This window comes from Streptomyces sp. V4I23, assembly GCF_030817975.1.
Lineage (GTDB): Bacteria > Actinomycetota > Actinomycetes > Streptomycetales > Streptomycetaceae > Streptomyces.
Window position 1 is genome coordinate 7,232,377 of the sequence record NZ_JAUSZW010000004.1, and the last position, 21,928, is coordinate 7,254,304.

Annotated in this window: 23 protein-coding genes and 1 riboswitch; of the genes, 10 read left to right on the plus strand and 13 right to left on the minus strand. The window is 72.2% G+C overall.

Features of this window, described 5'->3' with window-relative positions:
* The first annotated feature begins 305 nt into the window (after positions 1 to 305).
* A complete protein-coding gene (locus QFZ82_RS35230; RefSeq protein ID WP_307716988.1) occupies positions 306 to 980 on the plus strand; it encodes a hypothetical protein in 675 nt (224 codons plus the stop codon).
* Positions 981 to 1,249: 269 nt separating this feature from the next.
* On the opposite strand, the gene QFZ82_RS35235 is transcribed toward QFZ82_RS35230, so the two are convergent.
* Entirely contained in the window at positions 1,250 to 1,636 is a 387-nt protein-coding gene (locus QFZ82_RS35235; protein ID WP_307716989.1) for a metalloregulator ArsR/SmtB family transcription factor, read from the minus strand.
* 123 nt (positions 1,637 to 1,759) lie between these two features.
* Between QFZ82_RS35235 and QFZ82_RS35240 the strand changes: the two genes are divergently transcribed.
* Entirely contained in the window at positions 1,760 to 3,736 is a 1,977-nt protein-coding gene (locus QFZ82_RS35240) for a heavy metal translocating P-type ATPase (protein WP_307716990.1), read from the plus strand.
* Positions 3,737 to 4,036: 300 nt separating this feature from the next.
* Here the strand turns inward: QFZ82_RS35240 and QFZ82_RS35245 are convergent, their stop codons facing one another.
* From QFZ82_RS35245 to dhaK, 7 genes are all read right to left on the minus strand, one after another.
* A complete protein-coding gene (locus tag QFZ82_RS35245; protein ID WP_307716991.1) occupies positions 4,037 to 4,879 on the minus strand; it encodes an energy-coupling factor ABC transporter ATP-binding protein in 843 nt (280 codons plus the stop codon).
* Positions 4,876 to 5,625 carry a cobalt ECF transporter T component CbiQ gene (gene cbiQ / locus QFZ82_RS35250; protein ID WP_307716992.1) on the minus strand — a complete coding sequence of 250 codons (750 nt, stop codon included), beginning with the start codon at positions 5,623 to 5,625 and terminating at the stop codon, positions 4,876 to 4,878. Before cbiQ ends, QFZ82_RS35245 begins: the two co-directional genes overlap by 4 nt.
* 6 nt (positions 5,626 to 5,631) lie before the next feature.
* A complete protein-coding gene (locus QFZ82_RS35255; RefSeq protein ID WP_307716993.1) occupies positions 5,632 to 6,030 on the minus strand; it encodes an energy-coupling factor ABC transporter substrate-binding protein in 399 nt (132 codons plus the stop codon).
* Complete coding sequence (locus QFZ82_RS35260; protein WP_307716994.1) at positions 6,027 to 6,716, minus strand: energy-coupling factor ABC transporter permease; 690 nt, start codon at positions 6,714 to 6,716, stop codon at positions 6,027 to 6,029. The genes QFZ82_RS35255 and QFZ82_RS35260 overlap by 4 nt, the downstream gene beginning before the upstream one ends.
* Positions 6,717 to 6,744: 28 nt before the next feature.
* Positions 6,745 to 6,941, minus strand: a riboswitch (cobalamin riboswitch).
* Between the two features lie 94 nt (positions 6,942 to 7,035).
* Entirely contained in the window at positions 7,036 to 7,449 is a 414-nt protein-coding gene (locus QFZ82_RS35265; RefSeq protein WP_307716995.1) for a PTS-dependent dihydroxyacetone kinase phosphotransferase subunit DhaM, read from the minus strand.
* The gene (gene dhaL / locus QFZ82_RS35270) at positions 7,446 to 8,060 is read right to left on the minus strand and encodes a dihydroxyacetone kinase subunit DhaL (RefSeq protein ID WP_307716996.1); all 615 of its coding nucleotides are present in this window, start codon (positions 8,058 to 8,060) and stop codon (positions 7,446 to 7,448) included. Before dhaL ends, QFZ82_RS35265 begins: the two co-directional genes overlap by 4 nt.
* Positions 8,061 to 8,110: 50 nt before the next feature.
* On the minus strand, positions 8,111 to 9,103 hold the full coding sequence (dhaK, locus tag QFZ82_RS35275; protein WP_307716997.1) for a dihydroxyacetone kinase subunit DhaK: 993 nt from the start codon (positions 9,101 to 9,103) through the stop codon (positions 8,111 to 8,113).
* Between the two features lie 377 nt (positions 9,104 to 9,480).
* Between dhaK and QFZ82_RS35280 the strand changes: the two genes are divergently transcribed.
* From QFZ82_RS35280 to QFZ82_RS35290, 3 genes are read left to right on the plus strand one after another with little or no spacing between them, the layout of a single operon-like run.
* Complete coding sequence (locus QFZ82_RS35280) at positions 9,481 to 9,816, plus strand: helix-turn-helix transcriptional regulator (RefSeq protein ID WP_307716998.1); 336 nt, start codon at positions 9,481 to 9,483, stop codon at positions 9,814 to 9,816.
* A complete protein-coding gene (locus tag QFZ82_RS35285; protein WP_307716999.1) occupies positions 9,816 to 9,992 on the plus strand; it encodes a hypothetical protein in 177 nt (58 codons plus the stop codon). The genes QFZ82_RS35280 and QFZ82_RS35285 overlap by 1 nt, the downstream gene beginning before the upstream one ends.
* On the plus strand, positions 9,989 to 10,603 hold the full coding sequence (locus QFZ82_RS35290) for an isoprenylcysteine carboxylmethyltransferase family protein (RefSeq protein ID WP_307717000.1): 615 nt from the start codon (positions 9,989 to 9,991) through the stop codon (positions 10,601 to 10,603). Before QFZ82_RS35285 ends, QFZ82_RS35290 begins: the two co-directional genes overlap by 4 nt.
* Positions 10,604 to 10,709: 106 nt before the next feature.
* Here QFZ82_RS35290 and QFZ82_RS35295 read toward each other — a convergent pair whose 3' ends face one another.
* Positions 10,710 to 10,847: a hypothetical protein gene (locus tag QFZ82_RS35295; protein WP_307717001.1), complete on the minus strand. Its 138-nt coding sequence runs from the start codon at positions 10,845 to 10,847 to the stop codon at positions 10,710 to 10,712.
* A 1,041-nt stretch (positions 10,848 to 11,888) separates the two neighbouring features.
* Here QFZ82_RS35295 and QFZ82_RS35300 point away from each other — a divergent pair.
* The 3 genes from QFZ82_RS35300 to QFZ82_RS35310 all read left to right on the plus strand — a co-directional run bounded on the left by QFZ82_RS35300 (position 11,889) and on the right by QFZ82_RS35310 (position 15,951).
* Complete coding sequence (locus tag QFZ82_RS35300; protein ID WP_307717002.1) at positions 11,889 to 13,022, plus strand: PLP-dependent cysteine synthase family protein; 1,134 nt, start codon at positions 11,889 to 11,891, stop codon at positions 13,020 to 13,022.
* On the plus strand, positions 13,019 to 14,320 hold the full coding sequence (locus QFZ82_RS35305; protein ID WP_307717003.1) for an MFS transporter: 1,302 nt from the start codon (positions 13,019 to 13,021) through the stop codon (positions 14,318 to 14,320). Before QFZ82_RS35300 ends, QFZ82_RS35305 begins: the two co-directional genes overlap by 4 nt.
* Positions 14,321 to 14,505: 185 nt before the next feature.
* Positions 14,506 to 15,951, plus strand: coding sequence for an MFS transporter (locus QFZ82_RS35310; RefSeq protein ID WP_307712680.1), 1,446 nt, complete (start codon positions 14,506 to 14,508; stop codon positions 15,949 to 15,951).
* 232 nt (positions 15,952 to 16,183) lie between these two features.
* Here QFZ82_RS35310 and QFZ82_RS35315 read toward each other — a convergent pair whose 3' ends face one another.
* A complete protein-coding gene (locus QFZ82_RS35315; protein ID WP_307717004.1) occupies positions 16,184 to 16,933 on the minus strand; it encodes a TioE family transcriptional regulator in 750 nt (249 codons plus the stop codon).
* A 58-nt stretch (positions 16,934 to 16,991) separates the two neighbouring features.
* Here QFZ82_RS35315 and QFZ82_RS35320 point away from each other — a divergent pair, with 58 nt between their 5' ends.
* Positions 16,992 to 18,197 carry an erythromycin esterase family protein gene (locus QFZ82_RS35320; protein WP_307717005.1) on the plus strand — a complete coding sequence of 402 codons (1,206 nt, stop codon included), beginning with the start codon at positions 16,992 to 16,994 and terminating at the stop codon, positions 18,195 to 18,197.
* A gap of 69 nt (positions 18,198 to 18,266) precedes the next feature.
* Positions 18,267 to 19,133, plus strand: a complete 867-nt coding sequence (locus tag QFZ82_RS35325) for an N-acetyltransferase (RefSeq protein WP_307717006.1) — start codon at positions 18,267 to 18,269, stop codon at positions 19,131 to 19,133.
* Between the two features lie 52 nt (positions 19,134 to 19,185).
* Here QFZ82_RS35325 and QFZ82_RS35330 read toward each other — a convergent pair whose 3' ends face one another.
* The 3 genes from QFZ82_RS35330 to QFZ82_RS35340 all read right to left on the minus strand — a co-directional run bounded on the left by QFZ82_RS35330 (position 19,186) and on the right by QFZ82_RS35340 (position 21,902).
* Positions 19,186 to 20,724, minus strand: coding sequence for an alpha/beta fold hydrolase (locus QFZ82_RS35330; RefSeq protein ID WP_307717007.1), 1,539 nt, complete (start codon positions 20,722 to 20,724; stop codon positions 19,186 to 19,188).
* A 78-nt stretch (positions 20,725 to 20,802) separates the two neighbouring features.
* A complete protein-coding gene (locus QFZ82_RS35335) occupies positions 20,803 to 21,495 on the minus strand; it encodes an alpha/beta hydrolase (protein ID WP_307717008.1) in 693 nt (230 codons plus the stop codon).
* On the minus strand, positions 21,489 to 21,902 hold the full coding sequence (locus QFZ82_RS35340; RefSeq protein ID WP_307717009.1) for an SDR family NAD(P)-dependent oxidoreductase: 414 nt from the start codon (positions 21,900 to 21,902) through the stop codon (positions 21,489 to 21,491). Before QFZ82_RS35340 ends, QFZ82_RS35335 begins: the two co-directional genes overlap by 7 nt.
* Positions 21,903 to 21,928: the final 26 nt, after the last annotated feature.

Sequence of the window (21,928 nt, forward strand, 5' to 3'; positions counted from 1 at the left end):
GCGCACATCGTCGGGGCCGGGACCGCCGAAGGTGATGCGGACCATGTGCGGGGTGGGACGCCGGGCGGCGACGAGGTGGAGGTGACGGACCGGCAGGGGCTGGGACATGTGGTCTGCGGACGGGGGGAGAGGGGATCGGGTGACACCGTCGCAGCGGCTGCCGACACGCCGCCGACAGCGCACCGACACGCCGGCGGCCCGTGGGGGAGGGCGCAGGGATGAGTAGTCGTACTCATGCCCCGTGTCCGCCGGAGCCGGACGATGTCGGCGGGACACCGGACGTGCGGCGGCGACAGGGGGACGGTATGGGGAAGCTCTTGGCAGCGGCACTGGCGGCGGCCGCGCTCGCGGGCGCGCTGGCACTGGCGTACGCGGTGGGCGCGCCGCCCGTCGTCGTCCTCGGCACGGCGGCGGGCGTGGTCGGCCTGCTCTGGCTCATGGTCCTGCTGACCGTGCCCTGGAACCTGTACTTCCGCGCACACTCCGTGCTGGCCGAGATCGCGATCAGCCGCGGCAAGGGTCTTGAGGTGTCAGGGAAACGGGACGCCGAGGCCGCGCGCATCGCGCGCACGACGCTGCGGTGGGCCGTCGCGGGGCACGTCGTGACCGCGGGCCTGCTGGTGGCGCTGACGGCGGCCACCGGCAACGCGGCCGGCTACTGGTTCGCGGGCTTCTTCCTGGTGAGCACGTTCTTCCGGCCCGCGGGCGCGTACTTCACCCAGCTGCGCCGGCGCCTCGGCGTGCTGCTGAAGGACGTGACGCACCCCCGCGACGACGTCGTGGAGCTGCGCCGGCAGGTCGCCCATCTTCACGCCGGTACGAGGGCGCTGGAGGAGAAGGCCGAGGAGCAGTACCGGACCGTCTCCGAACTGCGGCGCTCCGTCGATGCGTTGGGCGTGTCGGTCTTCGCGCGGGCCGACGAGGCCGACCGGAGGATCGCCGCGAGGGGCGCGAGTTCGAGTCCGCCGTCAACCGCCTGACCGACAACGAGGAGATCATCACCGGGCTGAAGGCATTCCTCCGGATGCTCCGCACGCCCGACGCGACGGGAACGTGACCGCTCGGCGCACGGTGATCTGCCGGGCGGACGCGACCACGTTCCCCTCGTAGCGATGTCCTTCGCGTACCGGCCGCCGCAGGTGATCAGCCGGATCTCGGAGGCCGCGCCGACCGCATGGACCCGCTCGGCCGGGAAGTCCTTCTGCCGACGGGACAGGCCGGGCGGTCCCGGCCGGGGCGTGGCAGGGCGTCAGGCGCGGTCGGCGGTGTCCTCGGCAGCCTCCGGCTCCGGCAGGTCGCGGGCTCCCAGGCGCAGATGCTCGATGTGGTAGACCGCCTCGTCCAGGAGCTGGGCGACATGCGTGTCGTACAGGCTGTACTCGATCCGGCGGCCCTGGCGGGTCCCCGTGACCAGACCCAGGGCGCGCAGCAGGCGCAACTGGTGGGAGACCGCCGACTGTTCCATGTCGACCGCCTCCGCGAGCTCGGTGACCCCGCAGGGCCCCTGGCGCAGCCGCGTGAGGATCATCAGCCGCGAGGGGGTGGCCAGGGCCTGGAGAGTGGCGGCGATCGTCGCCGCGGAGTCCGCGTCCAGGTGGGCGGCCGGTGTGATGCCGCTGCTGACTCCGTGTCCCATGCAGCACATCGTAGCCGTGCGCTCAGCCGTATGAATGAAGACCTCTTCATGTGTTCCGCTATGGTGAGGGGCGTCAGCCGAGACGGCTCCGCCCTGCCCGGAGCCCCGAGAAGAGGTGTCCCGATGGTTCCCCCGACCTCGCCGACCACCGCGCCCGCGCCCACGGCACGGCCGGCCGCGCCGCCCGCCGCACCACCGGGCCGGCCGCGCACCCGGCTGTTCGCCCTGGCCGAGGTCCGCTGGGCCGCCCTGTCCGCCGCCGCGTTCCTGTGCGCCCTGCCGCTCGACCTCGCCGGCGCGCCCGCCTGGGCCTGGGGACCGCTCTACGCCCTGTGCTACGCGGCCGGCGGCTGGGAGCCCGGCCTGGCGGGCCTTCAGGCCCTGCGCGAGAGGACACTCGACGTCGACCTGCTGATGGTGGTCGCCGCGATCGGCGCGGCAGCCATCGGGCAGTACCTCGACGGCGGTCTCCTCATCGTCATCTTCGCCACCTCCGGCGCGCTGGAGGCCCTCGCGACCCGGCGTACCGCCGACTCCGTCCGCGGACTGCTCGACCTCGCCCCCGCCCGTGCCGCACGCCTCGCCGGCGACCGGTGCGAGACGTGGGAGACGGTCGACGTCGCCGACCTGCGGGTGGGCGACACCGTCCTCGTACGGCCGGGAGAGCGGCTGCCCGCGGACGGCACGGTCCTCGACGGAGCGAGCGAGGTCGACCAGGCCACGATCACCGGCGAACCCCTGCCCGTGGACCGCCGCGCCGGTGACACCGTCTACGCGGGCACCCTGAACGGCACCGGCTCCCTGCGCGTCCGCGTCGACAAGGACGCCGCCCGGTCGGTCATCGCCCGCATCGTCGCCATGGTCGAGGAGGCGAGCGCCACCAAGGCGCCCACCCAGCTCTTCATCGAGAAGATCGAGCAGCGCTACTCGACCGGTGTCGTGGTCGCCACACTGGCCCTGCTCACCCTGCCCCTCGCCTTCGGCGCCGACTTCACGAGCACCCTGCTGCGCGCCATGACCTTCATGATCGTCGCCTCGCCGTGCGCCGTCGTGCTCGCCACCATGCCGCCGCTGCTCTCCGCCATCGCCAACGCCGGACGCCACGGAGTGCTCGTCAAGTCCGCCGTGGCGATGGAGCGTCTGGGCGAGATCGACCGCGCCGCGCTCGACAAGACCGGCACGCTGACGGAGGGTTCGCCACGCGTCGCCGAGGTGCGCGTGCTGCCGGACACGGGAGTCACGCAGGACCGTGCGCTGGCCCTCGCCGCGGCCGCCGAGGTCCACAGCGAGCACCCACTCGGCAGGGCGATCGTCGCGGCCGCGCGTGAACGCGGCCTGCGGCTGCCGGGGGCGCGGCAGTTCGCGTCGACGCCCGGACGCGGCGTCTCGGCGAGCGTCGACGGCAGCACGGTGCGCGTGGGAAGCCCCGCCGCCCTGCTCGCCGAGGAGTGCGCGGCGGCCGTCGAGGTGGAGGCCGAAGGCCGTACGGCCGTCCTCGTCGAGGCCGACGGGGTGCCGGTGGCCGTGCTCGCCGTCGACGACCGGCTCCGGTCCGGGGCGCCGCAGGCGGTCGCCGCGCTCGCCCGCCTCACGGGCCGCACGCCGACGTTGCTGACCGGCGACAACGCCCGCGCGGCCGCGCGGGTGGCCGGCGAGGCGGGCATCGAGGACGTACGGGCCGGCCTCCTGCCCGGGGAGAAGGTCGCCGCCGTGCGCGCGTGGCAGGAGGCGGGGGAGAAGGTGCTGATCGTCGGCGACGGCGTGAACGACGCCCCCGCGCTCGCCGCCGCCCACACCGGCATCGCGATGGGCCGCGCCGGCTCCGACCTGGCTCTGGAGAGCGCGGACGCGGTGGTCGTACGGGACGAACTGGCCACCGTCCCGGCGGTGGTGGCCCTCTCGCGCCGGGCCCGCAGGCTGGTGGTGCAGAACCTCGTGATCGCGTCGGTGTGCATCGGCGTGCTGGTGGTGTGGGACCTGGCGGGCCACCTGCCGCTGCCCCTGGGCGTGGCGGGGCACGAGGGCTCGACGGTACTGGTCGCCCTCAACGGCCTGCGTCTGCTGCGGGAATCGTCCTGGCGCGAGGCGACGGGGGCGTGACACCACGGGGGGCGGTGCCCGCGGCGGGTCCGACAGGCCCATGGGGGGCCAGATGCCGGGTGCACCGTCCGGCCGGACCGCGTGCCGGACCCGGGGGCGCCCCGCGGACGTGTACGGTCGGCCGATTCGTCGCCTTCCAATGCGCGCCGGACAGCCCGTCGGCTCGGCGGCCCGGCCGGCATGCGTCGGCTGGGCGGCCCGACGACCGGCGGCCGGGGTGCGTCCGTACGTGGTACGGGCCGGCGTCCCGGCTCTTCCGGGCCCGGGGCCTCGCGCGACGGCCCGCCACGCGCGGCGGGGTTACTCCGTGCCGGCCCGGGCCGGGCCCGCCGCCCAGTGGGACAGGTCCTCCGGGGTGCGGGGCCCCGTTTCCGCCGGGGCGAGCAGGCCGTGCGACCTCAGCAGCTCCGCCACCGCCGTGCCCCACGGCCTCCGCAGGCGCGCCGCGTCCAGCAGGGCCTGGTCCGCGAGCAGTTCCGCGACGGGACCGGTGCGCAGGCCCGTCGGCGCGAGGACGGCCGCATCGTCCGCCCAGCGCAGGGCCAGATCCACGTCGTGGGTCGCCATGACCACCGTCGTACCGGACGCGCCCAGCGTGCCCAGCACCTCCAGCAGCCGCTCCTGGCCGTGCGGATCGAGCCCCGCCGTCGGCTCGTCCAGAATGAGCACGCGCGGCCGCATCGCCACCGCGCCCGCGATCGCCGCCCGTTTGCGCTGTCCGTACGAGAGAAGATGCGTCGGCCGGTCCCTCAGCGCCACGATGTCCATCGCCGCCAGCGCCTCGTCCACCCGGGCGCGTACCTGCTCCTCCGGCAGCCCGAGGTTCATCGGGCCGAACGACACGTCCTGTTCGACCGACGCCGCGAACAGCTGGTCGTCGGGGTCCTGCACCACCAACTGCACGCTCGTCCGCAGCCGGGTCAGCCCGGCACGGTCGTACGTCACCGGCTCGCCGTCCAGCCGGACGTGGCCCGTCGCCGGGCGCAGCCCGCCGCTCAACAGCCGCAGCAGGGTGGTCTTTCCGCTGCCGTTGCGCCCCAGCAGAGCCGTGGAGCGGCCCTCCTGGAGCGCGAGGCCGACGCCGCTCAGCACGACGGGCCCGTCCTCGTACGCGAAACCGGCGTCGACGAGCTCAACGATCACAGGACGAACCTTTCCAGCAGATGGGTGAGCAGCACGATGCCTGCCAGCAGCGCGGCCACGGCGGCGAGGAAGGGGCGCGACACGGACGCACGCGGCACGAGGACCCGCAGCGTGCCGTCGTAACCGCGTCCGGCGAGCCCGGCCTGAAGCCGGCCGGCCCGGTCGAAGGCGCGGACGAACGCGGTCGCCCCCAGCCCCGCCAGCGAACGCCACGCCGCCGCCCGGCTCGTGTGGCCGAGACGGGCCGCCTGCGCCTGGCGGACCCGGCCCATCGCGTCCAGCAGCAGGAAACTGATCCGGTACATCACCAGTGCCACGTCCACCACCGCCGGCGGCACGCCCGCCCGCACCAGCCGGGGCAGCACGTCGGAGACCGGCGTGGTGAACGCGAACAGCAGCACCCCGAGCGACGCCGCCGAGGTCCGCAGCAGCAACGCGGCGGCGTGCTCGGGACCGTCGGGCGCCAGAGCCACCGGCCCCGCCGCGCCGCCCACGGCGAACAACAGCGGCAGTGCCCCGGTGACACAGAACCCGAGGGGGATGCGGAAGGCCCGCCACAGCTGCCGGGGCGCGACCCCGGCCGGACCCAGCAGGACGGCGAGGGAGGCGGCGGCCACGAGAACGGCGCCGGGCCAAGGCGGCAGGCACACGGCCGTCACCGTCAGCCCCAGCCCGAGAACGGCCTTCTCACAGGGATGGCGGCGGCGCCAGCGACTGCTGTGCGCCGCCGCGTCGATCGGCAGCATCGGCGCCTACGGCAGCTTCGCGGCCGGGGCGTCGCCGCTGCCGGGCTCCGCTCCGGGCGCCTCGCCGGCGGCCTCTTCCGGAAGGGCGCCCGCGCGCGCCGCGGCCCGCTCCTCACCCTGCCTGCGTCCTCTGCGCAGGCCGAAGTAGTACGCCAGCACCCCCGCGCCGAGCGCGGCCTGGAGTGCGAACAGCGCCGACTCGATCTCGGCCGACGGCGGCTCGTACAGCGGGGAGAACCACGGCTCGTAGTCCGGCTCCAGCTCCGTGATAGCCGTCTCCGCCTGCGCGTCGGAGCCGGTGAACGGCTCCTCCCTGTGGTCGCCGAGCCCCAGTACGAGCGGCAGGACGGCCAGCGCCGCCACGGCCAGCAACAGCAGCGTATTGATCCTCGCGTTGCGGCTCATCGGACCCCGGCCTCCTTCTTCGCACCCGGGACCAGGACGCCGAGACGGGCCAGGTCGCCCTTGCTGGACTGGCTGAGCAGCCGCATCACCAGCACGGTGAGCAGCCCCTCGCTCACCGCGAGCGGGATCTGCGTGAGCGCGAAGATGCCGCCGAACTTGGCGAGCGCGCCCGCGAATCCGCTGCTCGGGTCGGGGAAGGCCAGCGCGAGCTGCACGCTGGTGACGCAGTACGTCGACAGGTCGGCGACGAACGCGCCGAAGAACACGGCCACCATCAGCGGGACACCCGACCGCCGCAGCAGCCGGTAGACCCCGTAACCGGCCCATGGACCGACGATCGCCATGGAGAACACGTTGGCGCCGAGCGTGGTGAGGCCGCCGTGCGCCAGCAACAGGGCCTGGAACAGCAGGGTGATCGTGCCGAGCACCGCCATGATCGGCGGACGGAACAGGATCGCGCCCAGCCCGGTGCCGGTCGGATGGGAGCAGCTGCCGGTCACCGACGGGATCTTCAGGGCGGACAGCACGAAGGTGAAGGCGCCGGAGGCGCCGAGCAGCAGGGTGGACTCGGGGTGGGCCTTGACCTCGCGCGTCAGGGCACGTACACCGTGGACGACGAACGGGGCGGCCGCGACGCCCCAGGCGGCGGCGTGCAACGGGGGCAGGTACCCCTCGGCTATATGCATGGTCGGGAGACCCTCTCCAGCACCTCGTGGATGGACAACGCGCCCTGGCCGGTCTCCTGGCTGACGGGTCATGCCGCCCGTGACTCCGCCTTCCCAGGCACCGCGCTCTCCCGCGGTGGCCCAGTGACTTCCCCTGAGGGGTGGAGCCGGACTTCCCGATCACAGTGGCGAGGGCCGCACCGGTACCGCACCGGTTTCCCGAACACCAAGGCTCCGTGACAGTAGTGCGCCGACCAGCGACATCACAAGCCGCGCACGGATGCACCGGCCCGCGGCCGGGTGAGCCGTTCGCCACACCCGGCCGCACGCACCCCTCCCGTCACTCCTTGCGGTACCCGTACGCCTCCGAGGCCGCCGCCTCCACGGCGTCCAGGTCGCCCCCGGCCGACGCGGTCACCACCGCGGCCACCGCGCCCTCCACGAACGGGGCATCCACGAGCCGGGTGCCGTCGGGAAGTTCGTCGCCCTCGGCGAGAAGGGCCTTCACCGTGAGTACGGCGCTGCCCAGATCGACCAGCACGGCCACGCCCGCGCCGCGGTCCACCTCCGCCGCCGCGGCGGAGACCAGCTCGGAGCTGGTGCCGAGACCGCCGTCCGGCGTGCCGCCCGCCGCGGCGACCGGCGCGAGCTCCCCGCCGCCCGCGAGCCCGTGCGCCAGCGCGGCGACCGAGCGCGCCACGTCCGCGCTGTGCGACACCAGCACGATCCCGACCCGCCGGGCGGAGTCGCTCATACGGCCGCCTCCGCCGTCTCGGCGAGCGCGGCCACCAGCAGCGCCGACGACGTCGCCCCCGGGTCCTGGTGCCCGATGCTGCGCTCGCCGAGATAGCTGGCCCTGCCCTTGCGCGCCTGCAACGGCACCGTCGCCAGCGCCCCCTGCTCGGCCGCCTCCCGGGCCGCGGCGAACGACTCCGTGCTGTCGCCGAGCGCCGCCACCGCGGGCTCCAGGGCGTCCAGCATCGTCTTGTCGCCCGCCTTCGCCCCGCCCAGCTGCGCCACGGCCGCGACGCCCGCCCGCAGTGCCTCGGCCAGCTGCCCCGCGCTCACCTCGGCGTCGTCGCCGAGGGCCTTGCCGGCACGGCGCAGCAGCGTCCCGTACAGCGGCCCGGAGGCCCCTCCGACCGTCGAGATCAACTGCCGTCCCGCCAGGACCAGTACGGCTCCGGGCGCGGCCGGCGGCTCCTTGTCCAGGGCCGCGACGACGGCCGCGAACCCACGCTGGAGATTGCTGCCGTGATCGGCGTCACCGATCGCGGAATCCAGCTCGGTCAGACGGTCGGCCTCACGGTTCACGGCCGCGGCGGCGGCCGTGAGCCAGCGGCGGAAGAATGCGGCGTCGAGCACGAGAACTCCTCGGTTCGGATGATCGGTTCGGGAGGGGGCGGGGCGCGGTCTCAGCGTCCCCACCGCAGGGCGGGCGTCTGCACCGGCGCGTCCCACAACCGCAGCAGCTCCTCGTCCACCTGGCACAGCGTCACCGAGCAGCCGGCCATGTCGAGCGAGGTCACGTAGTTGCCGACGAGCGTGCGGGCCACGGCCACGTCGCGCTCGGTCAGCACCCGCTGCACCTCGGCGTTGAACCCGTACAGCTCCAGCAGGGGAGTGCCGCCCATTCCGTTGACGAGGGCGATGACCGGGCCGGTGGGGCGCAGGTCGTCGAGGACCGCTCCCACGGCGAAGTCCGCGATCTCCCGCGCGGTCATCATCGCCCGCCGCTCCCGGCCCGGCTCGCCGTGGATGCCGACGCCCAACTCAAGCTCGCCCGGGGGCAGATCGAAGGTGGGCCCGCCCTTGGCGGGAGTGCTGCAGGCGCTGAGCGCGACGCCGAAACTGCGGGAGGACGCGTTCACCTGGCGGGCGAGGGACTCGACCCGCTCCAGCGGGGCGCCCTCCTCGGCGGCGGCGCCCGCGATCTTCTCCACGAACAGGGTCGCGCCGGTGCCGCGCCGGCCCGCCGTGTACAGGCTGTCCGTCACGGCGACGTCGTCGTCGACCAGCACGGTGGCGAGCCGCACGCCCTCGTCCTCGGCGAGTTCCGCGGCCATCTGGAAGTTGAGCACGTCGCCCGTGTAGTTCTTCACGACGAACAGCACCCCCGCACCGCTCTCGACAGCGGCGGCGGCCCTCACCATCTGGTCCGGCACGGGACTGGTGAACACCTCGCCCGGACAGGCTGCGTCCAGCATCCCGGGCCCGACGAACCCCCCGTGCAGCGGCTCGTGCCCCGAGCCGCCCCCGGAGACGAGCGCGACCTTGCCGGCGACCGGTGCGTCCCGCCGGACGATCACGCGGTTGTCCACGTCGACATTGAGGTCGGGATACGCGGCGGCCATCCCGCGCAGCGCATCCGCGACGACGGTCTCCGGGACGTTGATGAGCATTCTCAACGGTTCCTCCTGGGGGAGTTCCAGCTAGGGCCTTGAGCAGGGTTCTGCCTGGTCAGCAGGTAGGGGGGCGGCGGTGGCTCTTGGCGGCCGGCGGCGACGTCCGTCGGTGTCCGGCGGGGCTGCTGACTCCATGCCGACTTTCCTGACTTCGCGTCAGGCACGTTTCTGTCCTGTTGTCGCCGTTGATGGCTGCCGCACCCAGTATCGAAGAGACGCGCAGGAAGGGGAAACGACGCGTCGATTGCCGACCGCCGTATCCGGGCCGTTCCCCTGGATGCGGCGCTCCGTGTTCGCGCCGTGGTCCCGGTGTTGTCGGGGACGGCCACTGATAACTGTCCAGGACTTTGTGAATTCAGGATTCCATGTACTCTCGGCGTGTGCAGACTGTTGCTCCCGATATCGAGGTGCTGGTGCGGTTCGGCCGTGCGCTCGCCGACCCGATCCGTTGCCGGCTCCTGCTCGCCCTGCGCGAGGCACCCGCCTACCCGTCCGACCTCGCGGACGCCCTCGGCATCTCCCGGACCCGGCTGTCGAACCACCTGGCGTGCCTGCGGGACTGCGGCCTGGTCGTCACCGTGCCCGACGGCCGCCGCACGCGGTACGAACTGGCCGACGAGCGCCTCGGGCATGCGCTCGACGACCTGCGCACCGCCGTCGTCGCCGTCGAGTCCGACCGCACGTGCGCCGAGGCGGACGAGAAGGGCTGCTGCTGATGACCGTGATGTCCCTCGGGCCGTCCCCGGCCCGCCGCGACGCCTGGCGGGGCAAGGGCTGCTGCGCGGCCCCCGCCGCCGTGACAGCACCTGCGGCCGGCGAGGTGGACGCGGACGCATGCGGCTGCCGTCCCGGCTGTGCCTGCCGCGCCCCGGTGAAGGAGGTCCGGCGATGAACGGATGGGCCTGGACGGCGCTGGTCCTGTACCTCGGCTGGATGGTGACGGCCTTCGGTGTCCGTGCGGTCGTACAGCGCCGTCGTACCGGCGACGCCGGCTTCCGCGGCATCTCCGGCCGCCCTGGTTCAGCCTCCTGGTGGGCCGGCGTCCTGTTCGTCGCCGCCCTGATCGGCGGCGGGGCCGCACCCGTGGCCGCACTCGCCGGCCTCCCCGAACTGCCGGGCACCGACAGTCCGGTCCTGCACTGGGCGGGACTTGCCGTCACCCTGGCCGGGACGGCACTCACTCTGGCGGCCCAAACGGATATGGGCGCCTCCTGGCGCGTGGGCGTGGACGACAACGAGCACACAGCCCTGGTCACCGCCGGCCTGTTCGCGCACGTGCGCAACCCGGTCTTCACCGCCATGGCCGTCACCGCAACCGGTCTCGTGCTGATGGTGCCCAGTCCCGTCGCGGTCCTTGCACTGGCGGCCCTGGTGGCCGCGGTCCAACTCCAGGTCCGCGTCGTCGAGGAGCCGTATCTGGCGGACCTGCACGGAGGCGGGTACGCCGCCTACACGGCCCGAGTCGGACGCTTTGTGCCGGGCGTCGGGAGACAAGGGGCCTGAACCGCTTCGTCCCGTCCAGGGCTCTTGTGTCCGCGCACCGGATTCCGGCCAAACGCCTGCCGTGGGGGACTCGGTGGCGGGCGGAGGGCGAGGCGAGTGGTTAAGATCACGGCATGGTCACGGCTCGGTCGACTTCCCGCGTGCCGCGGGCCCGCTCCTCTGCGGGTCCGCTGCGCTTGCTGTGGGTGGCGATCACGCTCTTCGCCTTCGTGTACGCGCACGGCGTGAGCATGGACGGGATCACCGGTCACCTCGACAGGGCGGCTGTGTCCGCATCGAACGGCATCGACCGGCATGCGGCTCCCCACGGACCGATGGACCATCACGGGGGTCAACACGGCCCCTCGCACGCGGCTCAGGAGTGTGTGCCGGGCCAGCCCGAGCAGACGCCCGTTCCGGCAGCTCCGCGTGCCTGCTCACTTTTTGAGCAAGGGACGGCCGTTCCGGGCCGCCCTGCCTCCGGTGACTTCGGTGACGCCCCCTCGGCCCGACCTCTGCCCGGTACGGCGATAAGAGCCACCGTTCTTCAGATCTAGGATCCGCGCGGCTTTCCGTCGCCCCCGTGACGCCTTCTCATCCGTGTTCCTGAGGCGTGACGAGGTCGGCCATTGCCGTGAGCGGCACCGGCTCCCGAGATCGCTGGTGCGACCAACCTCTGCGGCGATGTCCTGAACCTGCCCCATTCCCTGCCAGCCGTCCGACGCGCCCTTGACGTCCGACGGCCGCCTGCGGAGGAACCGTGCGTTCGCCATTCCGTATCCCGTCACACCCGCATGCCGTCGACCGCCGACCGCGGCCGCTGGTCCTGCTTCTGAGCGTGCTGCTGCTGACCGCGCTCGACTGTGCTCGACCGGCGCATGCAGCCGGTCACGATCACAGCGCAGTCTCCGTGGCCTCGGCTGTCGCGTGGGCGTCCCTGGCGAAATCACCGCCGCCGCGTGCCGTGACGCCGGGTGATTCGTCGTGCTCGTCCTCCGGTTCCGGGCCACAGGGAGCAGCCCGCCCGCAATCACGCACCCAGCCGACCGACATCACGAAGCCGGCGCCTTTGGCGACGGTGATGCGGGCCGCGGCGCACCACGAGGCGCCCCGGCCTGCGCCGTCGGGCACCGAAAGAGCTGTGCGGGGGCGCTCGACTCTGTGCGCCTTGTGCCAGTGGCGGACATAGGCCACGTCTTCAGCCGCAACGCGCGTGCCCGGTGGGGGCCGAGGAACGCCTCCGGGCCTGCGTGACGCGGCAGAGCCAGGCCGCCACACACACTTCATGAAAGGCGAGAGCCATCTCATGCACTCTTCCGATACGACACACCTCACCAGGCCCGGCCACGCCGCCCTCTCCGGCCTGGTCGGCAACACACCCTTGCTCCGCGTGGGTGAGCCCTTCGCCCACGAAGGCAGGGGATTCTGGGCGAAGCTGGAAGGCTTCAATCCCGGTGGCATCAAGGACCGGCCGGGTCTGCACATGGTCGAACGTGCCCGAGCCCGCGGCGAATTGAAGTCGGGCGCACGCATCATCGAGTCCACCAGCGGGACCCTGGGCCTGGGGCTCGCCCTCGCCGGAATGGTGTACGGCCATCCGGTCACCCTGGTCACGGACCCGGGCCTGGAGATGTCGATGACCCGCCTGCTCACCGCCTACGGCGCCCAGGTCAACGTCGTCTCCGAGCCGCATCCGACCGGCGGCTGGCAGCAGGCACGACGCGACCGCGTCGCCCAGCTCATGCTGCAGCACCCGCATTCCTGGTGCCCGGACCAGTACAACAACCCCGACAACACCGCCGCCTACACCCCGCTGGCCCTGGAGCTCGCCACCGAGCTCGGACACATCGACGTGCTGGTGTGCAGCGTCGGCACCGGGGGACACTCGGCGGGCGTCTCCCGTGTCCTGCGGCAGCTCTACCCGGAGCTGAAGCTCGTGGGCGTGGACACCATCGGATCCACGATCTTCGGCCAGCCGGCTCGGCCCCGGCTCATGCGGGGGCTGGGCTCCAGCATCTATCCGCGCAACGTCGCCTACGACAACTTCACCGAGGTGCACTGGGTCGCCCCGGCCGAAGCGGTGTGGGCCTGCCGGCAACTCGCCGCGTCCCACTACGCCACCGGCGGATGGAGCGTCGGCGCCGTCGCCCTGGTCGCCGGATGGCTCGCCCGGTCCCTGTCCGCGGACACCCGGATCGCCGCGATCTTCCCCGACGGGCCGCAACGGTATCTCGGCACGGTGTACGACGACGACTACTGCGCTGCCCACGGCCTTCTCGACTCCCCGCCGGCGCAGGAACCGGAGGTGATCGGGCGCCTCGACGAGAAGGAGGTGACGAGGTGGACCCGCTGCACCGCAGTGGTCGATCCCCTCGCGCTGGTTCAGGACGAAGTCACGGGCGAGAAGCCCGGAGGCATCGACGCCGAGGGGGACCGGTGAAAGGCACCATCGCGCAGGTCCGTACGTACGAACGCAGCGTCCAGTTGCTGATGGTGAACCAGTTCACCATCAACCTCGGTTTCTACATGCTGATGCCCTACCTCGCCGCTCACCTGGCAGGACCGCTCGGCCTCGCAGGCTGGCTGGTCGGGTTGATCCTCGGGGTGCGCAACTTCAGTCAGCAGGGCATGTTCCTGGTCGGCGGCACCATGGCGGACCGCTTCGGGTACAAGCCCATGATCATCGCCGGACTCGCCCTGCGCATCGTCGGGTTCGCGACGCTCGGGCTGGTCGACAGCGTTCCCGCACTGATCGCGGCGTCCGCCGCGACGGGTCTCGCGGGAGCCCTGTTCAACCCGGCCTCCCGGGCCTACCTCGCCGTGGACGCGGGAGAACGCCGGGTCGAGGCGTTCGCGCTCTTCAACGTCTTCTACCAGGCGGGCATCCTGCTCGGCCCGCTGGTCGGCATGGTGCTGACGGGCATCGACTTCCGCGTCACGTGCCTCACCGCGGCGGCTGTCTTCGCCGTCCTGGCCATGGTGCAGGTGCGTGCCTTGCCCGCACGCCGAGCTGAGGGTGGGACCGGCACCGAGGAACGGCAGAAGAGTGTTCTGGCCCAGTGGCGGAGCATCATCTCCAACCGGCCCTTCCTGCTGTTCTCCCTCGCCATGGTCGGCTCGTACGTGATGACCTTCCAGGTCTATCTCGCCCTGCCGTTGGAGGTGCGTCGCCTCGGAGGTGAGGGCGAGTTCGGCACGGCGGCAGTCGCGGCGCTGTTCGCGGTCTCGGGGCTCAGCACCATCGTCGGCCAGACGAGGGTGACCGCCTGGTGCAAGGCCCGTCTGGAACCGGCGCATGCGCTCACATGGGGCCTGCTGGCCATGGGAGCCGCCTTCGTGCCCCTGCTGGTGGCGACGGCTGTACCCGTACCGGAGGAGGGGCTCGGGCTGTGGCTGATGGCGGCGGTGCCTCTCGCCCTGTCGGCCCTGCTGCTGGCCCTCGGCACGATGATCGCGTACCCCTTCGAGATGGACACCATCGTCCGCCTCTCCGGGAACCGCCTCGTGGCGACCCACTACGGGCTCTACAACACCGTCTGCGGTGTCGGCATCACCATCGGGAACCTCCTCACAGGAGCTGCCCTGGACGCTGCCCGTACCGCCGGCCTGCCCGCCCTGCCTTGGGCTGCGCTGTTCGTGCTCGGCCTGGCGTGTGCCGCTGCGGTGTACGGCATGCACCGCACCGGTCGACTGGCCCCGCCTGCCTCCGCGGGTCGGCGTGAACCGGCGGTGGCGTAACGGTGGTGTCTGCCTGATGACTCTCCGGCTTCCGCGAGTCGGCTCGGCGCGAGTCCTCGAGAGGCCATCGCTCTCCTGTTGATTCCGAGCATCGGGCGACCCTCTTCTGTCTATACCCCCTGGGGGTGTGCTATGGTGCGCTTCAAGATACCCCCAGGGGGTATAAGTGAAGGGGAGGCAGGATCATGTCGACGCCAACGGTCGATCCGCGGCGGTGGTGGGCGCTCGCAGTGCTCGCGGCCGCGCAGTTCATGGTGATCATGGACACGTCCATCATCGGTGTGGCGCTGCCCGAGATGCAGAAGGATCTGGGCTTCTCGCAGGGCGAGCTCCAGTGGGTGTTCAACGCCTACGTCATCGCCTTCGGCGGTCTGCTGCTGCTCGGCGGGCGCCTGTCGGACCTTCTCGGGGCGCGCAAGGTCTTCAACGCCGGCTGGGTGGTCATGATTGCCGGTTCGGTCGTCGCGGCGGCTGCCCAGACGGCCTGGGTCGAGGTCGTGGGCCGCGCCGTGCAGGGAGTGGGCGGCGCACTCATCGCCCCCGCCGCGATGACGCTGCTGATGATGCTCTTCGGGCACAACCCGAAGGAGCTCGGCAAGGCGATGGCGCTCTACGGAGCCGCGGCACCCGCCGGCGGCACGGCGGGCGTGTTCCTCGGAGGTGTGTTCACCGAGTGGCTGAGCTGGCCGTGGGTGTTCATCATCTATGTGCCCATCGGCCTGGCCACCCTGGCCGCCACGAAGCTGCTGCCCGCCGTCGAGGGCCGCCGCGGCTCCGTCGACATCCTGGGCGCCGTCGCCGTCACCGCCGGTCTGGCGCTCGCCGTGTTCGCCGTCGTCCGGGCGCCCGAGGCCGGATGGGGCTCGACCGGCACGATCCTGCAACTGGTCGGCGCCGCGGCCCTGCTGACGCTGTTCTTCGTGATCCAGAAGTCGGTTCGCACGCCGCTCATGCCGCTCGGCATCTGGCGTGTTCCGCGCCTCGGCTCGGCCAACCTGGCCATGACGCTGCTCGGTGCCGCGTGGATCCCGATGTGGTACTTCCTCAACCTGTACCTGCAGCAGGTCCTCGGCTACGGCGCCTTCGCCTCCGGAGCCGCGCTGCTGCCCATGACGGTGCTCCTCATGATCTTCATGACGGCGATCACGGCCCGGCTGCTGGCGAGGTTCGGGGCCAAGCCCCTGATCGCCGGCGGTCTGTTCGTCCTCGCGGCCGGACTCGTATGGCTGTCGGCCGTGGAGCCGACCGGCACCTTCCTGGTCGACGTCCTGCCCGCCTCGCTCGTCGCCGCGCTGGGCATGTCACTGGCCTACATCCCCGCGATGATGGCTGCCCTGTCCGGAGCGCCGCAGGAGCAGGCCGGCCTCGCGTCGGGCATCGTCAACACCACCTACAACGTCGGCTCCGCACTGGGCCTCGCCGCGCTGACCGCGCTCGCCATGTCCCAGGGCGCCGGGGAACTCGGCAACCTGCCCGCCCTCACCGACGGCTTCAGTGCCGCGTTCATCGCCGCCGCCGCGATCGCCGCGATCGGGGGTCTGATCACCCTGCTCGTGATGCGGAGTGACAAGTCGGCCGCGGCTGCCGCCCAGGCCGCCCCTGCCGCGCACGGTGAGCAGGTCGGCGTATAGCCGATGGGCTGCCGTGCAGCCAGGGGAGTGGAGAGGTCCGACACCCAGGGGCCGCCCGATGTCTCACCGCAGGCATCGGGCGGCCCCTTCACCGTTGTTGCTGCGAGGCGCTCACGATCTGGTGGTGCCGATGCGGGCGATGAGGATGGCGATGTCGTCCTCGGCCGAGTGGGGAGTTCGGACAAGGGGGTGTCGCACAGCTCGTCGTTCTCTTCGGCCGGCGGCCGAAGTCTCATCCGCGCTCGCGGAGGTACGCCTCCAGCTCCGCGGCCCCGGTGAGCATCGCCCGCCCGCGCGTGGACAGCCGGTCGCGCCAGTCGCCCAGTGCGGCCTCCAGCGGCTCCAGCCCGCCGGCCGCCCGCACCTGGGCGATCAGCGGGGCGATCTGCTCCAGCAGGTAGCCGCCCCGCCTGAGCTGATGGGCCAGCCGGGCGTCCCGTACGTCGGCCTCGTCGTAGACGCGGTACCCGGTCCGCGGGTCGCGTCGCGGGCGCACCAGCCCGGCGCGCTCCCATTTGCGCAGCGTCGCGGGCCGGATTCCGAGTTTCCCCGCCAGCGGCCCGATGAACGTGCCGCCGGGCCCGGACACCGTGGCGGGCTCGGACTCCACACCGGGCTCGGGCGCCGTGGTGGGCTCCAGGTCGCGGAGGGCGCTCTCCACGGCCTGGAGGGTCCGCCGGTCGTCGAGGAGTTGGGCGTGGCTCTCGTCGATGAGGCGGAACGCCCCATCGGCCGCGCCCCGGTTCACGGCCCGCATGATCGACGTCGCCCTCTGGTGGCCGTGGCCCGGCACCAGGGCAAGAAACGCGCGCAGGGCCCCCGCGTGCAGCGAGGTGTAGGTGCGGTAGCCGTGGGGTGTGCGACCGCCGGCCGGAAGGATGCCGGCCTCCTCGTAGTTCCTGATCGCCTGCGTGGACAGACCGTGCCCGCGCGCCAGATCAATCGGCCGGAGTCGCTCGCCCCTTTGAAGGTTTTTCCCCATGGGACTGACGATATCGCGGAAAAGTTTCCATCGAAGGTTCAACGATACCGTTGAAGGCATGGCTACTGATGTCAAGGACACCGCTCATGCCGTCGAGGCCGCCGCCGTCATGAGGCTGCTCCCGGCCCGGCCTCGGCTGCTCGCCCTGGGCGAGCCCACCCACGGCGAGGACACTCTGCTCGACCTGCGCAACGAGCTCTTCCGGCAGCTCGTCGAGCAGGAGGGCTACCGGACGATCGCGATCGAGAGCGACTGCATGAGGGGCCTGGTCGTGGACGACTACGTCACCTCGGGCACGGGCACTCTCGACGAGGTCATGGAGCACGGATTCAGCCACGGCTGGGGCACCTCCGCGGCCAACCGCGAACTCGTGCGCTGGATGCGCGCCCACAACGACGGCCGGCCCGCGTCCGAGCGGCTCCGCTTCGCCGGTTTCGACGGCCCGCTGGAGATCACCGCCGCCGCGAGCCCCCGGCAGGCCCTCACCGCACTCCACGGCTACCTCGCGCCCCGGGTGGACGCGGACCTGCTCCCCTGCACCGCGGAAACACTCGACCGCCTGCTCGGCACCGACGACCGGTGGACCCATCCCGCCGCGATGACGGACCCCGCCCAATCCGTGGGGCAGTCGGCCGAGGCCGGTCAACTGCGGCTGCTCGCCGACGATCTGGTGGCGCTGTTCGACGCGCAGATGCCACACCTGATCACGGCGACCTCGCGGGAGGACTGGGACCGGGCGCGCCTGTACGGGCGCACCGCGACCGGCCTGCTGCGCTATCACCACTGGATGGCCGACACCTCACCGGCCCGCATGACCCGGCTGGTGGGTGTGCGGGACCAGATGATGGCCCACAACCTCCTCGCCGTCGCCGCTCGGGGCCCGGCACTCGTCCACGCCCAGAACTCCCATCTCCAGCGGGAGAAGAGCACGATGCGGATGTGGGAGGGGCCGGTGGAGTGGTGGAGCGCCGGTGCGCTGGTGAGCGCCCGGCTCGGCGAGGAGTACGCCTTCGTGGCCACGGCCCTCGGCACGATCCGGCACCAGGGAGTGGACACGCCGCCGCCGGACACCGTCGAAGGACTCCTGTACGCGCTCCCGGAGGACCGCTGCGTCATCGACGCCCGTCGGCTGGCCACCGCCCTCGGCGACACGCGGCCCGCGCCGCGCGTATCCCCCTGGTTCGGCTACTCCCCGCTTGACCCGGCCCACTTGGCGGACAGCGACGGCATCGTGTTCGTCAAGGACGTCCCGCAGAGCCAGTGACACCATCAGCAGTCCGGCCGGTCGGAAACCGGGTGCGGACTGCCGGTGCGGTGGTGTGTGATCGGAAGTATGACGATGGTGTCGGGCAAGCCGGGAGTCGACGGGCTGAGCGAGGCTGTGGGCGTGCTGCGGGAGTGGCAGTACGACGGGGCTCCGATGCAACTGCATCCCGGGGACCTGGGCTGGTTCTGGCGGTTGGGCGCGGAAGCGACCGCCGCGGCGGTCAGGACGTGGAGCCGGGACGGACAGATCCTCGCCGTCGGGCTGCTGGACGGTCCCGGCTTGTTGCGGCTGACGATCGCGCCAGATGCTCAGCGGGACGAGGAACTGGCGCAGCAGTTGGTCGAGGACGTGACCGGGCCGGAGCGCGGTGTGCTGCCCGAGGGGAAGGCGAACATCGAGGCGCCGATGGGTGCGCTGGTCCAGGATCTGCTGTTCGAGAACGGCTGGAACGCCGACGAGCCGTGGACGCCGCTGCGCCGAGACCTCACCAAGCCGGTGAAGGACCCGGGCGTGCGGATCGAGGTGGTCGGGCCGGAGCAGGCGCGTGTACGGACCGCCGTACAGCGGGCAGCGTTCGACGGGTCGAGGTTCACGGACGAGCGCTGGCACGCGATGGCGGCCGGGTTGCCGTACGCCGACGCCCGGTGTCTGGTCGCGTACGACGACCGGGGCAACGCGGTGGCGGCGGTGACGGTGTGGTCGGCCGGTCCGGGGAAGCCCGGGTTGCTCGAACCGATGGGCGTGCACCGCGAGCATCGCCGTCACGGCTACGGCGAGGCGATCACCGTCGCCGCGGCGGCCGCACTCCAGGAGCTGGGCTCGTCGAGCGCGATCGTCTGCACCCCGAGCTCCAATGTCGGCGCCGTCGCCACCTACACGTCAGCCGGCTTCCGACAACTCCCCGAGGTCCGGGACCAATACCGGGACGCCTAGGCGTGTTCGAGGAGTCGGTGACCCGTGGCTTCGAAGCGGACCGCGAGTGGTTTCAGGGCCCGATCTCGAACTCAGGCGGCTCCAGGCTGTTCAGGCATCCGGTCTTCGGCGCGGCCGGGGTGTCGAAGAACGAGACGGTGATCTCCTGGGCGCACTCCGACGAGGCGAACACCACATGCGGCTCGTAGGGGACCGTGACGACCTTGGCCCGGCTCAGCGTACGGGCGACGTACGGCCCGTTGTCCGCCCCGGTCTGGGAGTCGAACCCGCCCGACACGACGAGGGTGGGGATGTCGCTCCGCGTGACGTCCCGGATCGTGCGCGGCGCCGCGGGGACCTTCCAGACGTCGCAGTCCGGCCGGAGGAAGGTGAGCTGCGGAGCCTGGGCCAGCACCGAGCGGGGGAACGACGGGAACGCTTCCCGTCCGGCCTGGAGCGCCTCTTCCTGACTCTCGTACGGCGTCCACGCGCTGCAGAAGACGCCGTAGGCGAGACCGTGCGAAACCCTTCCCACGGCCTGGGGGCTGACCTTGCCGCCCGCCCACTGCTGGGCGATCCGCTGCGGCTTGCCGTGAGCCAGCTCGTCGAGGGCGCGGGGCACCTGGGGCGCCACGTGGGTGGCGGAGGTCATCCAGTTCACCAGGGCTCCGCCGTCCAGCACGACCTTCACCGGCTTCGGGTTGCCGGGGAGCTTGACGGTCGTCGTGACCGGATGGGCTTCCAGGTCACGGACGAGCCGGTCGAAGGTGGCCGACAGGTTCGGATAGCGCCGATTGCACGCCGGCTGCTCCGCGCAGGCCTTGAACAGGCCGTCGAAGCCCTGCCGGGCGCTGCTCCAGGTCAGGGCCGACCCGGCTCTGGACGGCGGCAGTATGCCGTCGATGCCCACCGAGCGGAGCCCCTCGGGGTGCAGGCGCATGTAGACCAGTGCCAGGTGGGTGCCGTAGGAGATGCCGAACACGTTCCACTGCTTGATACCCAGCGCGGTGCGCAGATCCGCGTAGTCGGCGGCGCTCTCGGTGTCGTTGTAGGCACTGAGGTCGCCCCCGCGGCCCGCCAGCTTGTCGCGGCAGGCCTTGGTGGCCTCGACGTGCAGGCGCTCGGTGGAGGGAGCGCCGTAGACGAGGCCGACCGCGCGTGCGTTGAACTGGTCGACGTTGGGGCACAGGAGCGCCGGGTCGGCCGAGTACGTACCGCGCTGGGACATGAAGATCACGTCACGGTCGCGGTTCAGGCCGCCGTCGATCGCCATCTGCGCCTCCCCCACCGAGTCGTCTCCGGGTCCGCCGGCGAACCACACGATGGGGTCGGGTTTCGGTGTGCCGGCCGCGGCGGGCACGATCGCGACACCGAGTTTGATCGTTCGACTGCTGGGTTTGGCGCGGTTCTCGGGCACGGTGAGCGTTCCGCAGCGGGCTTCTTCGAGCGCCTCGATCGGTTCCGGCGTCTTCGGGCAGGGGCCCGGTTCGAAGCCGGCGTCGCCCACCGTCCGAGCGGCCGTGCCGATCGGCGCTCCGGTCCCGGTGCCGGTGCGGGGCTGCGCCTGAGCGGGTGCTGCGAGCAGCCCGGTGATGAGGAGACCGGTCGCCATGCCGACCGAAGTGGCCTGGAGTCGTCGTACGGTACGGCGACGACTGGGGGCTCGGTGGCGTGACATCTGCCCTCCCGGTCATTTCGGGATGATCGTGAACGGTTTGGGCTCGAGGCCGTCCACGCAACCGGTGCCGGGCGCGGTCGGGCGAGCGAGGAACGAGGCCAGCACGCGTTGCACGCAAGGCGACTGCGGGACCACCCAGTGGCCGATTCCTGGGACCTGCACGGCGGTCGAGCGGGACAGGTTACGGGCCACGTCCCGCGCCCAACTCGCCCCGGTCTTCATGTCGAACGTGCCGGAGACTACGAGCGCCGGCACCGCGCTGGCCGTGGCCACCCGCTGGACGGACGCGCGATCCGGAACGTTCCAGACCCGGCACGCCGCGTACTGGAAGGGAAGCTGCGGCGGCTGGGCCAGGACCGTGTCCGGCCACCCCGGGAAGGCCCGGCGCCCTGCGTTCAGCACGTCGGATTCCGAGTACCCCGGCGCCCACTCGCTGCACGCCACCGACTCCGTCAGGCCGTGCGCGAACGCGCCGACGTTCTGGACGGAGCCGGCCGCGCGGGCCTGAGCGAAGCGCTGCGGGCGTCCGTGGCTGAGTTCCTCGAGCGCGGCCGGAACGTCCTTGGCCGGGACGGCGTTGCCGACCACCAGGTTCAGCAGCGCGCCCCCGTCGAGGACGACCTTGACCGGCTTTCCTCCGCTCGGCGGCGGGACGTTCAGCGTCAGGGGCTGTGCCTCCAGCCTGCGCACCTGCGACGTCAGCATACGGGGGAGGTCCGGGTACCGGTCCTTGCAGCGGGGCTCCGCCGCGCACGCCTCGAAGATGTTGCGGATCCCCTCCTGGGCGCTGGGAAGACGCCGATCTCGTTGACGTCGATCACCCGCCGGTAGTCAGCCTCGGTCAGCTCCTCGATGGGGCAGCGGTGGACCAGGCCGGCGTTGTTCACCAGGCCCGTGACCTTGCCGTACACCTCCTCCGTGCGTGCGACGGCCGCCGTCCAGGACACCTCGCTGGTGACGTCCAGTTCCACGAACAGGGCGTTCCTGGCGCCCAGTTCCTCCACCAGGGCCTGGCCCTCCTTCACGAGGACGTCGCCGATCACCACCTTCGCGTCCTCCGCGACCAGCCGGCGCGCGTGCGCGGCGCCCAGTCCGCGTGCCCCGCCCGTCACGACGACCACTTTGCCGTCCGCCCGTC

Bases quoted from the DNA above. Each gene is read 5' to 3' on its own strand.
- QFZ82_RS35230 (WP_307716988.1), top strand. From the start codon at position 306: ATGGGGAAGCTCTTGGCAGCGGCACTGGCGGCGGCCGCGCTCGCGGGC.
- QFZ82_RS35235 (WP_307716989.1), bottom strand. From the start codon at position 1,636: ATGGGACACGGAGTCAGCAGCGGCATCACACCGGCCGCCCACCTGGAC.
- QFZ82_RS35240 (WP_307716990.1), top strand. From the start codon at position 1,760: ATGGTTCCCCCGACCTCGCCGACCACCGCGCCCGCGCCCACGGCACGG.
- cbiQ (WP_307716992.1), bottom strand. From the start codon at position 5,625: ATGCTGCCGATCGACGCGGCGGCGCACAGCAGTCGCTGGCGCCGCCGC.
- QFZ82_RS35255 (WP_307716993.1), bottom strand. From the start codon at position 6,030: ATGAGCCGCAACGCGAGGATCAATACGCTGCTGTTGCTGGCCGTGGCG.
- QFZ82_RS35260 (WP_307716994.1), bottom strand. From the start codon at position 6,716: ATGCATATAGCCGAGGGGTACCTGCCCCCGTTGCACGCCGCCGCCTGG.
- QFZ82_RS35265 (WP_307716995.1), bottom strand. From the start codon at position 7,449: ATGAGCGACTCCGCCCGGCGGGTCGGGATCGTGCTGGTGTCGCACAGC.
- QFZ82_RS35285 (WP_307716999.1), top strand. From the start codon at position 9,816: ATGACCGTGATGTCCCTCGGGCCGTCCCCGGCCCGCCGCGACGCCTGG.
- QFZ82_RS35290 (WP_307717000.1), top strand. From the start codon at position 9,989: ATGAACGGATGGGCCTGGACGGCGCTGGTCCTGTACCTCGGCTGGATG.
- QFZ82_RS35300 (WP_307717002.1), top strand. From the start codon at position 11,889: ATGCACTCTTCCGATACGACACACCTCACCAGGCCCGGCCACGCCGCC.
- QFZ82_RS35310 (WP_307712680.1), top strand. From the start codon at position 14,506: ATGTCGACGCCAACGGTCGATCCGCGGCGGTGGTGGGCGCTCGCAGTG.
- QFZ82_RS35315 (WP_307717004.1), bottom strand. From the start codon at position 16,933: ATGGGGAAAAACCTTCAAAGGGGCGAGCGACTCCGGCCGATTGATCTG.
- QFZ82_RS35320 (WP_307717005.1), top strand. From the start codon at position 16,992: ATGGCTACTGATGTCAAGGACACCGCTCATGCCGTCGAGGCCGCCGCC.
- QFZ82_RS35325 (WP_307717006.1), top strand. From the start codon at position 18,267: ATGACGATGGTGTCGGGCAAGCCGGGAGTCGACGGGCTGAGCGAGGCT.
- QFZ82_RS35330 (WP_307717007.1), bottom strand. From the start codon at position 20,724: ATGGCGACCGGTCTCCTCATCACCGGGCTGCTCGCAGCACCCGCTCAG.
- QFZ82_RS35335 (WP_307717008.1), bottom strand. From the start codon at position 21,495: ATGCTGACGTCGCAGGTGCGCAGGCTGGAGGCACAGCCCCTGACGCTG.